Here is a 12,128-nt window from a genome sequence, read left to right on the forward strand (position 1 = left end):
TTCAAGCTACTCACTCTTTTTCTTAATGTCTGTTTTCAATAATTAGTCACTTTCTAATACGTATTCTACTTGTGCGGCAATTTCGATGCCTTGCAATGCTTGTGAAGCAAGGCGATCTGCTTCACCATTCATTTTACGTGATATATGTTCATACTCTGCTTCAATGCCTAGTTTTTTTAGCGCAGTATCTATACGATCTGCAAAACTTAGTAAATTTGGCTCTAGCACCGCCCATTCACCACTCATTTGATTGATTACGACTTGTGAATCTCCCAAAAAGCGTACATTCATATGATGTACATTTAAAAGCTCCAATTCGATAATACTCAAATGCAGCGCTGCATACTCTGCCTCATTGTTTGATTTATGACCAACCGCCTGTACGTTTCTTCGCAGTCGTTTTTGTTTACCATTTTGTTCAAAGTAGATAGCACAACCAAGTCCCGAAACCGCAGTCTTTAAATCATATCCGCCGTCAAAATAAACTGTAATATTGTGTGGCTCCTCTTCAATTTCTTTCAAATAGCGTTTTAACTCTTTCATTGTCCATGTACTACCATGTGGGTCTATCAACAGTAAATTTTTAATACGTCCTGTTTTCTCAATATCTTCCGCCATTTTAAGTGCTTTTCCAGCTTCCATTTGATCAGAGCGAAAGACTGTCTCCATACCACCACGTGGAATTTTGTAAGTCCATTTGATTGTAATTTTCATTGTAACCTCCGTCATTTTATCTTTTTAGCTTATTGTCACCAATATACAGATTAATTATGATATAGTAGCTCACCTAACACAAAAAGCCTCTAATAAAGAGGCTACAATAGGCTACTCGCCTAAAATTTGAGCTAATCGATTTTGCCCGTTTACTGCTGTTTCTATCACCTCGTCAAATAGTTGAGCGACAGACGGCACATGATCAATCAAACCAATTACTTGGCCAGCCCAACCAAAACCACTTTCTTGCTCGCCATCATAAATATATTTGCAATTCGCTTCACCACTAATCATATCTTTCAAATCTTCATAAGTTGCTCCGCTTTCTTCTTTTTGAAGTATTTTTTCTGTGAAAGGAGATTTAATGGTGCGGGCAGGAGCACCAAGTGACCGCTTGATTACGACAGTATCTGTTTCTTTTCCATGAATAATCGCTTGTTTATACTCTTCACTTGCATGGACGCATTCTTTAGTGGCGATAAAACGTGTACCCATTTCAATACCTTCCGCACCAAGCGAGAGGCCTGCAAGCAATCCTCTACCATCGCCAATACCACCGCTAGCAAGAACAGGAATAGATACGGATTCAACAACGCGCGGTACAAGAACTATTGTGCCAATATCTTCGCGTCCTAAATGGCCGCCACCTTCTTGACCAACTGCCATCAATATATCTGCTCCTAGTTCTTCCGCTTTCTGAGCTTGCCTTACTCCTGAAACCAAGACTAGAGTGCGAATATCTTCATTTTTAACGCGTTTTAACACTGGAGCTGGATTACCACCTGTAATAGAAATAGCAGGTACTTTCTCTTCAATTGCGGTTTCTAAAAGCTCTTCATATGCATTTTGATGTTTTGAAATAGCGAAGTTGACGCCAAAAGGACGATCTGTTAATGTGCGCACTTTTCGGATTTCATCTCGAAGCTTTTCCTTAGATCCCAAAGTAGCGGCTGTAATCTGTCCTAGCCCGCCAGCATTTGAAACCGCAGCGCATAAATCAGCGTAAGCCAAATAAGCAAGACCACCTTGGACAATGGGATACTTAATTCCAAGAATCTCTGTAACACGTGTTTTCAATTTGGACACCCCCATGTATTGTATATACCTTTCTTTCTATTAGTATAAGGGAATGCAAAGAATTTTCATATTATTGGAACTAAAACAGAATGAAATGCGGGTCTGCATTTGATAAAGTAATATAAAGAATTAATTTCCATATATGAATGTTTTAAAAATAAATTAGCGAAAGGATTTAACAAGATGTATTACCCATCAAAAAAAGATTTATGGCAATACCCTTTATATTGGGGTACAATCATTGCTTGTTTCGCACCTATTGTTGCAGTAAGAGATTATGTAGTCCTTGTTTTTACTGTTCCGTTAGCAATTTTGCTCATATGGGGCTGGTTTTGTACAGGATATAAAGTTAATCAAAGCTACCTGATTATTCGAAGTGGCCCCTTCAAAAAGAAAGTTCCTATCAAAGAGATTAAATCAATTGCTAAAACCAAAAATTTGCTTGCTGCCCCTGCCCTTTCAATAGATCGATTGGAGATCATTTTTGACGCAGACAATAAAATGGCACTTGTATCTCCAAAGGAGCAGCTGCAATTTTTAGCTACTTTAAAAAGTATTAACCCTAAAATTGAATTAGACTCCAAGCTAGATCAGTAAATCATCTATTAATCAAAATAAGGAACAGCTTTACTAGCTGTTCCCACTCTCTTATCCCCAAATCTCTTTTGATATATCAACAATAAACTTTAATTTTGCCCATTGTTCTTCTTCCGTTAGAATATTACCATGATGAGTTGAAGCGAATCCACACTGTGGGCTGATACATAGCTGCTCGAGTGGTACAAATTGTGTTGCCTCTTCTACACGAGCTTTGATGTTTTCCTTGTCTTCCAACTCGCCGAATTTTGAAGTAAATACTCCCAGAACTACCTGCGGCCCGCCCTTTGGAATATAGGATAGTGGTGTGAAGTCGCCAGACCGATTGTCATCATATTCTAAGAAAAATCCGTCCACTATTTCATTTGCGAACAAAGTTGGAGCAATTTTAGCATAACTTCCTTCAAAAGCCCATTTTGAACGATAATTCCCGCGGCATAAATGTGTAGTTACTATTAAATCTTCCGGTTTGCCTTCTAACACTCCATTTGCTACCCGAAGCGCAAGGTTAATCAATTCTTCACGTGAATATCCACTGTCGTTAAATGGGATATTCTCAGCATTCAGTCCCGCAATATAGACATCATCCAACTGCAAATAACGACAACCTGCTTCATAGAAGGCCTGGATTGCATCCCGGTAAGTTTGGATAATATCACTCGCATATTCCTCGATATCTGGATAGATGTCAAGGTTTCTTATGCCAGCATTGAATAATTGGTTTGGGCTAGGTATCGTTTGTTTTGGAATTGCCCGATCTCCTACAATTTCTTTGAACTCTAGAAAATCTTGAATATGCGGATGATTTGAGTTGAAAGAAATCTTTCCGTTATTACGAACATCATATTTTTCTGTTTCTTCTCCTTTAAATTTGAAGCCGTGTTCTGGGATATATCCTTCAACACCGTTTAAATGTTCAAGAAAATCTGTATGCCAAAATCTACGTCGAAACTCACCATCAGTTACTGCTTGTAAACCAACATCAATCTGTTTATCCACCGCTTTTTTGATCTCTTCCGTCTCAATCTGATGTAATTGTTCTGCGGATATGTTACCTTCTTGATAGTCCTTACGTGCTTGGTGAATGCTTTCTGGTCTTAATAAACTACCTACATGATCAGCTCTAAATGGTGCTTTTACTAACGTCTTTGTCATCAAAATCTCTCCCTTAGTTTCATTTAGTTAATTGACTAATTGACTCCAACTCTTCTATCCTCTAAATAGAAAAAACCCTCTTCTCAATGAATAAGAAGAGGGTTGAAATACCATACGAAAAAAACGCTCCTCTTATCTGCTAGCTTTACGCTACTGGAATTGGCACAGTACTTTAATAGTCCGCTGCCGAGGCTTCAAAGGGCCAGTCCCTCCACCTCTCTGGATAAGAAAATCAACATATTAAGTTTGTATAAATATATAATAACGCAATAAACAGAATTGTCAATGTTTTTTAAAAATTTTTAAATTTGATTTTAAATCAACTATATATTCTCCTCATCTTGCACCTCAACCAAATAAATACCTTTTGAAAAACGTCCACTTTTTTCAGCTTTAGCTAAACGTGATTCTTCCAATTCTTTCAATGAAATATTATAAACTTCTAATGCTGTATGTATAAGTTCCAAAAGGTCTGCCAATTCTTCCTTCATCTCTTCCTTATTTTTTGCTTCTTGTACTTCATAGGCTTCCTCTATGAATTTTTGCTTCATTTTCTGTAGTAACTCTTGTTCACTCAATTGTTCAACTATACATTTTTTCCCTTTTCCTTCGATGATTTGCGGGATAAAATCTCGGACTAATTTATTGTAAATTGGCAATTTGTACTCACCTACCTCTGAGTATTTTAGTATAAATAGAGTTTTTAGTACTGTTTCCTTTTTCTCTATTTTACACTATTTTATAAGAAAAACTAGAATTTAGAAGTAATACATTTTATCCTTTATAGGAAACCATCAGCTGATCACCACTATTACCGATTACACACAAAAATTGCCGAATTCTGTTTAAAAAATGGTTTAACTTTTTGAATTGAGGCTATATGTAAAGTAAGAAAGGATGATGAAAATGAAAGAAAATGACAAAGCCGAAAATTTAAAAGAAGGACCATTGGATACACCAGATGAAGTAAAGTCTGATAAAGAAAGTATCTACGACAAAGACCCTGAAATGCAAACGGTTGATCCCATCCCAATGGAGGAGTTAAATCAACAAGTTGAAGATGAAAAACACAACCATCATACAAAGGATACCTCTTCAAGTGAAGAGCGCTATCCTGGCTAGGCTAGTGCTTCTCTATTACTCACATACATCCGTGCAAGACATGTATAAGAGACTTTCATGAGAGTGAAAGTCTCTTTTCTCAAGGGGCGGAATACGAACAAATACATACGGCAACTAGAAGAATCCATACCCTTTCACTGCTTATTTATAAGCATTTCACAAAAATTTTGCAGTTGAATACCTTAGAATGATGATTCTATTGTGAAAGATTGGTTACCATTTGGTTCAGCAAATTAAAAAGAAAACGGAGGGGTTTCCTATTAACAGAAAGAATTTGTGGCTGCTAAGCCTATTGGCTATTCTTACCTTTGCCTTAGCGGCATGTGGAAGCAGCAAAAAAACAAACAAATCTGGAAGCGAAGCGAGTGATATTGCGTTTAAAGTTAATTCTGGAGAATATGTAACAATTACCAAGTATGATGAAACCGATGAAAAAACATATCTCAAATTAAATGTGACAGTCCAAAATAAATCTAAAAATGAAATCCCAGTAAATTCTTCAAACTTTAGTTTATATGGTAGCAAAGATGATGAAAAAATTGACTCTGTCTATGTAAATCCACCGGATGAAGAATCTTTTAAAGAACTATCAGGAAGTATCTCTCCTGAGAAAAAAGCGAGTGGTGACCTCTTTTACCCTGTCAATAAAGAAGAAAAGTATGAGCTTCATTATCAACCGCGCATTTATGATGACAAAGGTGAGAAACATAAAGAGTTAGTAGTATCAGTGGATCCGTCGAAGTATAAAAATGATTCAGAGAATGCCAAGAAAGCTGTAGCAGCTTATGTTGATCAAGTTTTCTTAAGCAATGACAATCCAGATTTTAAATCCTTACTCACAAATGATGTCTTAGCAGACAGCCAAAAGTTTGATGAAGAACTTGCCAATCAATTGAAGGAAGGCTTTGGTGAGTTTACACCATCCATGCGTTTAGAAAAAATGTTTATTGAAAAATACCGAAACGCTTTAAATAAAAAAATTGAGCCTACTTATAAAATTGCTTATGGTGATTCAAAACAGGCTAAAGTAAATGTTAGCTTTAAAAATTTCGACACATCAGATCTTTATAAACAATCTCGAAAAGTAAGCGAACAATTTGCTAAGAAAAACCAAAATAAATATAGCTATAAAGAATATAAAAAAGCACAAGAAGATGCTTTAAATTACACATTTAGCCGTATTGATCAAATTATGAACAATACGAGTTTGAAAGATGATAGTCGTGAATATGCACTCATTTTAAAAGAAACAGATGGTAAATGGACAATTCAAAAGACAGACCAAGATATGAATAGCGAATACGATGATTTGCTTAAAGCATTCGTATTACAGACTTATTAAATAAAAAAAACCGCTTGAATGGTAAGATTCAAGCGGTTTTTATTTTGGTTAAATAAATATTCTTCTTTACGCAGAAGACTATTACTGATTTTTTTTATTGTTATCACCCATATTTTCTAGAAAAAGTTCTAATCCTTAACGGATAACACTAGATATAAGTAACTACACATTTTCTTCGACATCAAGACGCAACCAACCGACAGCTTATCATGGTCTCCGTTGTTGAAACAACATACTTAATCGTCTTTACTTATTGAGAATAATGAGCGACAGCTTGGAGGTGGCTTTGTCGCTCTCTCGTCTGGTAGTCAAAATGATATGGCCTTAGCTTTTTTAAGATGTTAATTATTTTTTTCAATTACTCCGCAAGCAATTCGTGCGCCTGAATTACCGCTCGGATCAGTTTTATAGTCATCTGCTTTTTCGTGAATAACAAACGCACTTCCATCCTTGTCAAACAATGTATTATGCGCTCCCTCTTTTAAGGTGAAGGCCTTGGTCGCAAAACCTACATCTACTGTTCCATCCTCTTCCACTTGTATATTTGGAAGATCGCCTAAATGATAACCTTTTGCGTTGTAGTATCCGTGAACTTTGTGAGTTGGATTAAAATGACTTCCTGCAGATTCGAATGTTGGTTTCTCACATATCCCTTTTTCATGAATATGGATCCCATGGTCTCCTGGTGGTAAACCCTGTAACTTCAAATCGATTTGTACGCCCTTTTCATTTTCTGTCAAATTCGCTTTCCCTAACTCTTTACCTTCTGTATTAATAAACTTAGCCGTTGCGTGAATGGTTGTATTTTTTTCTCCACTTACTGGTTTTAAGTTGTCTACTTTTTGTTTGTTTGTCGAACACCCGGTTAGAATGAGAAGCACGACTAACATAGGCCAAGTATTTTTTAATAATTTCATTTAAAACACTCCTTTCTCTCAGAGTGGCCAGCTAAGCCTTTTTTTATTCGATATGTTTGTGATTCTTTTTATTCACTTTTTGAAATTTCTAACAATTTAAAACTTTATTAAGTTATAATAGAGAATAAGAACGATAGAAAGGAGAAATTGTATGAAAATCACTACCTTTATAGGAAGTTCTCGCGCTAATGGTAATACAGAAATTCTCACTGATATCGTAACAAAAAATGTAACTCACAGACGCATCTATTTAAAAGATATTATGATTAAACCTATCCATGATTTGAGACATGATATGAAAGGTTTTAGACCAGTTGCTGACGATTATGATCAAATCATTGAAGCCATCCTAGAAAGTGATGTATTGATTTTCTCTACACCTGTTTATTGGTATAGCATGACTGGATTAATGAAAAACATGATTGACCGCCTCAGCCAAGCCATCCGTGACGAGCGTTATCCAGATTTGAAGGAACACTTAAAGACTGTTAACGCAATTGTAGTAACAGTGGGTGGCGACATTCCACGCATTAAAGCATTGCCGCTAATCCAGCAATTTAAATACACATTTGATTTTCTCTCCATTAACTTTTCTACTTACATTATCGGTCAAGGCAGAAGACCAGGTGACGTTGTGAAAGACGAACAAGCAGTTGCAGAAGCTTTGTTGTTAAATGAAAAGCTAAAATTGGAATCAAAATCGAACGCACATTAATAAAGAGGGATTGGCATAAGCCAATCCCTCTTTTAAAAACCGAAGTTTTTATTCTTGTAAAGACTGTACCTTAAGTTGATCTCCCTTACGTCTTCTCATGGGGTCCATTCGCCTTTCCACAACACTTAGCAAAACATCAACTATTATTGCCATAAATGCGGTAGGAATAGCTCCTGCTAAAATGATGGCTGTTCCGTCGGTCGCATTTGTACCGCGAATGATAATATCGCCAAGACCACCTGCTCCAATAAATGCCCCTATAGCTGTAATCCCGATGGCAATTACTAAAGCAATACGAATTCCCGCAATAATTACCTTCAAGGATAGAGGTAATTCAATCATATAAAGCACTTGCAAACGCGTCATACCCATGCCTTTACCGGAATCAATTAAGTTATTATCTATTGTTGTGATGCCAGTATATGTGTTTTTAATAATCGGTAACAAAGAATATAGAAATACGGCAACAATAACCGTTGTTTTTCCCAGCCCCATACCGAGCATAAGAATAGCGAGCAAAGCTAGGGCTGGGATAGTCTGGATTATGTTTGCTAATGTAATCAAAGGACTTGCGAGCTTTTTATATTTTGCTATTAGTATCCCAATCGGAATACCAAACAACGCCGCTAGCAGTACACCGTAAACAGATATTAAAAAGTGGGTCGTAAACTGGGTTAACACATACATACCGTTTTCTTGGAAGTAGTACATAAATTGCTCAAATGTATTCAACTTTGTCATATCCTTCATTGCCCATCTCCCCCTTTCTCATCGAAATAATTATGCTCTTCTAAGAATTTTTCGGCGACAACTGCTGGCTCGATTAAATTATTATCAGCTTCATAATTTAACTTTTGCATTTGTTTAGTCGAAATCTTTCCTATTAATTTTTCAATGGATTTTCTTACTTTTGGTTTTTTTTCTAGTAGCTCATTTGTTGCAAAAGGACTGGCATCATATGGAGGAAAAAAGTGTAAATCATCCTCTAAAATAACTAAATCATAACTTGCTATACGGCCATCTGTTGTGTAGCCCAGCACAACGTCCATTTTTCCGGCTGAAACGGCATCATAGACAAGGCCGATTTGCATAGGGAAAACATCTTTAAAATCAAAACCGTATTCTTTTACAAAAGCCTTATAACCGTCCCCTGGCCTGTTCATCCAAGAGGTATCAACCCCAGCTTGGAGCTTGCTAGCAACCTTCTTTAAATCGCTTACCTTTTTCAAATGATATTGCTTTGCTGTTTTACGAGTCACCATAAATGCATACGTATTGGCAAATCCATACGAATCAAAGAACGTTTGATTATATTTTTTATCAAACCTATCTTGTACAAACGTTAATGCTTTTTGAGGATTCTTAAGCGGTTCTGCTTGAAGTACCCCCGTCAAATCCGTCCCTGTATATCTAACGGCAGAAATGTTGGCATCCCCATTTTGCATGGCTTGATGCGCTACAACACTTGATCCTAAATTATTAATAAGCTCTACTTTTTCATTCGTATCATGCTCGATTAATTGCTTCAACATATTACCCATAATTTGACTTTCGGTTGTTACCATAGAAGCTACTTTGATCTCATCCACATCTTGGTTTGACTTATTACATGCAGTAATTGTGAACACAAGCAAGATAGCTACAATTCCTTTTAACCATTGTTTCATATTCATTTCCTCCTATCTTACAATCCTTAATCCCTTAGGCGTAGCCCATTTTTCAACTTTCGATAAAATAAAGTCACTAATGAGCGCAAGCAATGTAACAAGCACTGCACCGCCTATGATGAAATCAGGCTGATAGAGGTTTAGCCCATTGAAGATAAAGTCGCCGAGACCCCCAGCACCAATATAAGAAGCAAGCGTAGCCCATGAAATCACATACACAGCTGATAAACGAATACCTGCCATAATAACAGGGATGGCAATGGGCAATTCTACTAAGCGGATGGTCTGAATTGTAGTCATTCCCATACTAATGCCTGCAGCAACTAAATCTTTATTGACTGAGCGCATACCTATGTATGTGTTATTTAGGATGGGAAGCAGAGTATAAATAAAGAGGGCGATAATTGCGGGTACCTTACCAACGCCAATAAATGGAATCATCATAGCTAAAATAGCTAATGAGGGTAGCGTTTGAAGAATACTAGTAATGCCAAGTACTACTTTGGCCACTTTTTCAGTTTTAGACAGGATTATACCAAGAGGGACCGCCACAATAATGCCTAGCAACAGAGCAATAATTGAAATATAGAAATGCTCAAAAGTCTTTTGAATAATCGCGCCACTATTTTCCGTTAAAAAATCAATCATAATATCCAGTCCTTTCTACTGTTAACTATTGTTCTGTATTCTCTTCTCCCCAAATAGTGTCGTACACCATATCTACTATATTGGCGCGTGTTATCAAACCAATTAATCGTTTCTCTTCATCAATCACTGTAATATTCTTTAAATTTCGGATTAGAATACGACGCACTGAATCTTGCAGCTTTGTTCCTGTTTTTACAAACTCTACTTCCCGGTTCATTGTGTCAGCAATACTTTGGGTCGTATGTCTAGCTGATGTGATCATCTCTACATTCAAATAGCCTAATAAACGTCCATGACCATCTGTTACGAACAGTGTATCAACCCTTTTTGATACCATTAATTTAATGGCTTCATCTAAACTCTTTTCAAGAGTAATAGAGACAGGCTTAATCATCACATCATCTACTATTTTTGCGCTTGGTTTCTCCTGGATAAGCCTGTGCGAACCAATGAACTCTTTAACAAAATCATTTGCTGGGTGTGTAAGAATTTCATCCGGTGTGTCAAATTGAACCATCTCACCATTGTGCATAATGCAAATTCGGTCAGCAAGTTTAATGGCTTCATCCATATCATGCGTGACAAAGATGACAGTCTTACCTAAACGTTGCTGTAAATCTTTCATCAAATCCTGCAGTGTATCCCGTGTTATAGGGTCAAGCGCTCCAAAGGGCTCATCCATTAAGATGATATCTTGATTTGCAGCAAGTGCCCGTAGCACGCCAATACGTTGCTGTTGTCCCCCTGAGAGCTGTACAGGATATAAATCTAAATAATTCTCCGGCAAATTGACAAGGCCGATTAATTTCTCTGCTGTTTCATCTTTTTTATCTTTCGACCACTTTAGTAGTTTTGGAACTAGTGTTATATTCTCGCGAATGGTCATATGTGGCATTAGACCGATTTGCTGTATGACATAGCCAATGCTTCTTCTCAAAGTGACAGGATTCATTTTTGATAAATCTTTTCCGTTTAATGTAATCGTTCCACTAGAAGGTTCGATCATTCGATTAATCATGCGAAGAGCTGTCGTTTTCCCACTGCCGCTTGTGCCAATAAACGCAATAAATTCCCCTTCTTTTATTTCAAGATTTAAATCATTTACTGCTTTTTTTCCTCCCCGATATTTCTTTGTTAAATGCTCAATCTTCAACATCTAAATCCCCTCTGCTTTCTATCTATTTAACTTCTATACCCTATACCCATAAAACTATTCTAACAAAACAAAATATTTTTACAAATTAACGGCATATAAGTAAGCAACCAAGCGATTAATTATTAACTTAAAATTCAATTTTTATCAATGTTGATATTTTCTATAGCTAATTCCTAAGTCTTATACTCAATAGGATTTTTATCTTTTAGAAAGTATTTAAAGATAATAATTAAATGATAATAGAATTTAAAGCGATGCTTGAAAATATTTACACACAATAAAAGCGCACTCCATTTAGGAATACGCTTGTAATAGATGTATTGAAAAGAAAAAGAAACCTATGTTTATTTCCTTCATTATACCATTTTTAATAATGCATCCTTGCCAATCATCCCTTTTGTAATTCCTAATGCCTCTGCTTCAAAGGTAACTGATTCAAGCGGTGCGTTTAATAGCTGATCAATAGTTTTCACACCTACCGCCCTGCCAGCAACAATTTTCCTGTCCGCCAGCTTTTGATTTAATAAACCTACATCCAATGCTCCACACATGATATAGCCTTTATCATTTGATACTGTCAGCAAAGTAGTTTTAGGCAAAAAAACAGAAACAGCAATAAAAGAATGGCCCTCAATAATATACGTTTCAGTTGAAACCATCATATTCCCTCCTCATTCTATACATATGGGAATGACCACCAAGGGGTGCGTTCAATTTTTGAAACAAAAAAAGCACCCTCTAAGAGGATGCTTTTATAAATATTAAAGTTTTACAACGTTAGTTGCTTGTGGTCCGCGGTTGCCTTCTTCTACTTCGAATTCAACTTTTTGGCCTTCGTCAAGAGTTTTGAAGCCTTCGCCTTGGATTGCAGAGAAGTGTACGAATACATCGTTGCCGCCTTCTACTTCGATGAATCCAAAACCTTTTTCAGAGTTAAACCATTTTACTGTACCTTGTGTCATGTGTAATGACCTCCTAAAAAATATATTAATAATTAATACATATCCCCTGCAAAAAA

At 36.5% G+C, this 12,128-nt stretch carries 15 protein-coding genes and 1 riboswitch; of the genes, 4 read left to right on the plus strand and 11 right to left on the minus strand.

Annotation, left to right across the window (positions count from 1 at the left end):
- Nucleotides 1-42: 42 nt before the first annotated feature.
- Both AC6CHJ_RS07965 and AC6CHJ_RS07970 read right to left on the minus strand, forming a co-directional pair.
- Nucleotides 43-714: a reverse transcriptase-like protein gene (locus AC6CHJ_RS07965; protein WP_498287980.1), complete on the minus strand. Its 672-nt coding sequence runs from the start codon at nucleotides 712-714 to the stop codon at nucleotides 43-45.
- A gap of 111 nt (nucleotides 715-825) precedes the next feature.
- A complete protein-coding gene (locus tag AC6CHJ_RS07970) occupies nucleotides 826-1,791 on the minus strand; it encodes an NAD(P)H-dependent flavin oxidoreductase (protein WP_498287982.1) in 966 nt (321 codons plus the stop codon).
- A 183-nt stretch (nucleotides 1,792-1,974) separates the two neighbouring features.
- On the opposite strand from AC6CHJ_RS07970, the gene AC6CHJ_RS07975 reads away from it, so the two are divergent.
- Nucleotides 1,975-2,388, plus strand: a complete 414-nt coding sequence (locus AC6CHJ_RS07975; RefSeq protein WP_498287984.1) for a PH domain-containing protein — start codon at nucleotides 1,975-1,977, stop codon at nucleotides 2,386-2,388.
- Between the two features lie 51 nt (nucleotides 2,389-2,439).
- Here the strand turns inward: AC6CHJ_RS07975 and AC6CHJ_RS07980 are convergent, their stop codons facing one another.
- Nucleotides 2,440-3,543 (minus strand): 5-methyltetrahydropteroyltriglutamate--homocysteine S-methyltransferase, encoded by a 1,104-nt coding sequence (locus AC6CHJ_RS07980; protein WP_498287985.1) that lies wholly within the window; start codon nucleotides 3,541-3,543, stop codon nucleotides 2,440-2,442.
- A gap of 129 nt (nucleotides 3,544-3,672) precedes the next feature.
- A riboswitch (SAM riboswitch) is annotated at nucleotides 3,673-3,773 on the minus strand.
- Between the two features lie 93 nt (nucleotides 3,774-3,866).
- Nucleotides 3,867-4,202 carry a nucleoside triphosphate pyrophosphohydrolase gene (locus AC6CHJ_RS07985; RefSeq protein WP_249774340.1) on the minus strand — a complete coding sequence of 112 codons (336 nt, stop codon included), beginning with the start codon at nucleotides 4,200-4,202 and terminating at the stop codon, nucleotides 3,867-3,869.
- 247 nt (nucleotides 4,203-4,449) lie between these two features.
- Between AC6CHJ_RS07985 and AC6CHJ_RS07990 the strand changes: the two genes are divergently transcribed.
- Nucleotides 4,450-4,665 carry a YczO family protein gene (locus AC6CHJ_RS07990; protein WP_147193362.1) on the plus strand — a complete coding sequence of 72 codons (216 nt, stop codon included), beginning with the start codon at nucleotides 4,450-4,452 and terminating at the stop codon, nucleotides 4,663-4,665.
- 292 nt (nucleotides 4,666-4,957) lie between these two features.
- Nucleotides 4,958-6,007: a DUF4352 domain-containing protein gene (locus AC6CHJ_RS07995; protein ID WP_251646507.1), complete on the plus strand. Its 1,050-nt coding sequence runs from the start codon at nucleotides 4,958-4,960 to the stop codon at nucleotides 6,005-6,007.
- 341 nt (nucleotides 6,008-6,348) lie between these two features.
- Here the strand turns inward: AC6CHJ_RS07995 and AC6CHJ_RS08000 are convergent, their stop codons facing one another.
- The gene (locus AC6CHJ_RS08000; RefSeq protein ID WP_066787473.1) at nucleotides 6,349-6,924 is read right to left on the minus strand and encodes a superoxide dismutase family protein; all 576 of its coding nucleotides are present in this window, start codon (nucleotides 6,922-6,924) and stop codon (nucleotides 6,349-6,351) included.
- A gap of 151 nt (nucleotides 6,925-7,075) precedes the next feature.
- Between AC6CHJ_RS08000 and AC6CHJ_RS08005 the strand changes: the two genes are divergently transcribed.
- Nucleotides 7,076-7,639 carry a flavodoxin family protein gene (locus AC6CHJ_RS08005; protein WP_150284511.1) on the plus strand — a complete coding sequence of 188 codons (564 nt, stop codon included), beginning with the start codon at nucleotides 7,076-7,078 and terminating at the stop codon, nucleotides 7,637-7,639.
- 48 nt (nucleotides 7,640-7,687) lie between these two features.
- Here AC6CHJ_RS08005 and AC6CHJ_RS08010 read toward each other — a convergent pair whose 3' ends face one another.
- The 6 genes from AC6CHJ_RS08010 to AC6CHJ_RS08035 all read right to left on the minus strand — a co-directional run bounded on the left by AC6CHJ_RS08010 (nucleotide 7,688) and on the right by AC6CHJ_RS08035 (nucleotide 12,072).
- The gene (locus AC6CHJ_RS08010; protein ID WP_066787477.1) at nucleotides 7,688-8,389 is read right to left on the minus strand and encodes an ABC transporter permease; all 702 of its coding nucleotides are present in this window, start codon (nucleotides 8,387-8,389) and stop codon (nucleotides 7,688-7,690) included.
- Nucleotides 8,386-9,306 carry an osmoprotectant ABC transporter substrate-binding protein gene (locus AC6CHJ_RS08015; protein ID WP_498287987.1) on the minus strand — a complete coding sequence of 307 codons (921 nt, stop codon included), beginning with the start codon at nucleotides 9,304-9,306 and terminating at the stop codon, nucleotides 8,386-8,388. Before AC6CHJ_RS08015 ends, AC6CHJ_RS08010 begins: the two co-directional genes overlap by 4 nt.
- A gap of 12 nt (nucleotides 9,307-9,318) precedes the next feature.
- Nucleotides 9,319-9,954 carry an ABC transporter permease gene (locus AC6CHJ_RS08020; protein ID WP_066787483.1) on the minus strand — a complete coding sequence of 212 codons (636 nt, stop codon included), beginning with the start codon at nucleotides 9,952-9,954 and terminating at the stop codon, nucleotides 9,319-9,321.
- A 25-nt stretch (nucleotides 9,955-9,979) separates the two neighbouring features.
- Entirely contained in the window at nucleotides 9,980-11,110 is a 1,131-nt protein-coding gene (locus AC6CHJ_RS08025; protein WP_147193356.1) for a betaine/proline/choline family ABC transporter ATP-binding protein, read from the minus strand.
- Nucleotides 11,111-11,466: 356 nt separating this feature from the next.
- Nucleotides 11,467-11,769, minus strand: coding sequence for a YunC family protein (locus AC6CHJ_RS08030; protein WP_066787487.1), 303 nt, complete (start codon nucleotides 11,767-11,769; stop codon nucleotides 11,467-11,469).
- A 102-nt stretch (nucleotides 11,770-11,871) separates the two neighbouring features.
- The gene (locus tag AC6CHJ_RS08035; protein WP_066787490.1) at nucleotides 11,872-12,072 is read right to left on the minus strand and encodes a cold-shock protein; all 201 of its coding nucleotides are present in this window, start codon (nucleotides 12,070-12,072) and stop codon (nucleotides 11,872-11,874) included.
- Between the last annotated feature and the right edge of the window lie 56 nt (nucleotides 12,073-12,128).

Source organism: Rummeliibacillus sp. GQ308 (assembly GCF_059759115.1).

Coding starts and splice junctions, on each gene's coding strand:
- AC6CHJ_RS07980 (WP_498287985.1), bottom strand. CDS start 3,543: ATGACAAAGACGTTAGTAAAAGCACCATTTAGAGCTGATCATGTAGGT.
- AC6CHJ_RS07990 (WP_147193362.1), top strand. CDS start 4,450: ATGAAAGAAAATGACAAAGCCGAAAATTTAAAAGAAGGACCATTGGAT.
- AC6CHJ_RS08015 (WP_498287987.1), bottom strand. CDS start 9,306: ATGAAACAATGGTTAAAAGGAATTGTAGCTATCTTGCTTGTGTTCACA.
- AC6CHJ_RS08010 (WP_066787477.1), bottom strand. CDS start 8,389: ATGAAGGATATGACAAAGTTGAATACATTTGAGCAATTTATGTACTAC.
- AC6CHJ_RS08005 (WP_150284511.1), top strand. CDS start 7,076: ATGAAAATCACTACCTTTATAGGAAGTTCTCGCGCTAATGGTAATACA.
- AC6CHJ_RS08000 (WP_066787473.1), bottom strand. CDS start 6,924: ATGAAATTATTAAAAAATACTTGGCCTATGTTAGTCGTGCTTCTCATT.
- AC6CHJ_RS08030 (WP_066787487.1), bottom strand. CDS start 11,769: ATGGTTTCAACTGAAACGTATATTATTGAGGGCCATTCTTTTATTGCT.
- AC6CHJ_RS08025 (WP_147193356.1), bottom strand. CDS start 11,110: ATGTTGAAGATTGAGCATTTAACAAAGAAATATCGGGGAGGAAAAAAA.
- AC6CHJ_RS07965 (WP_498287980.1), bottom strand. CDS start 714: ATGAAAATTACAATCAAATGGACTTACAAAATTCCACGTGGTGGTATG.
- AC6CHJ_RS08020 (WP_066787483.1), bottom strand. CDS start 9,954: ATGATTGATTTTTTAACGGAAAATAGTGGCGCGATTATTCAAAAGACT.
- AC6CHJ_RS08035 (WP_066787490.1), bottom strand. CDS start 12,072: ATGACACAAGGTACAGTAAAATGGTTTAACTCTGAAAAAGGTTTTGGA.
- AC6CHJ_RS07975 (WP_498287984.1), top strand. CDS start 1,975: ATGTATTACCCATCAAAAAAAGATTTATGGCAATACCCTTTATATTGG.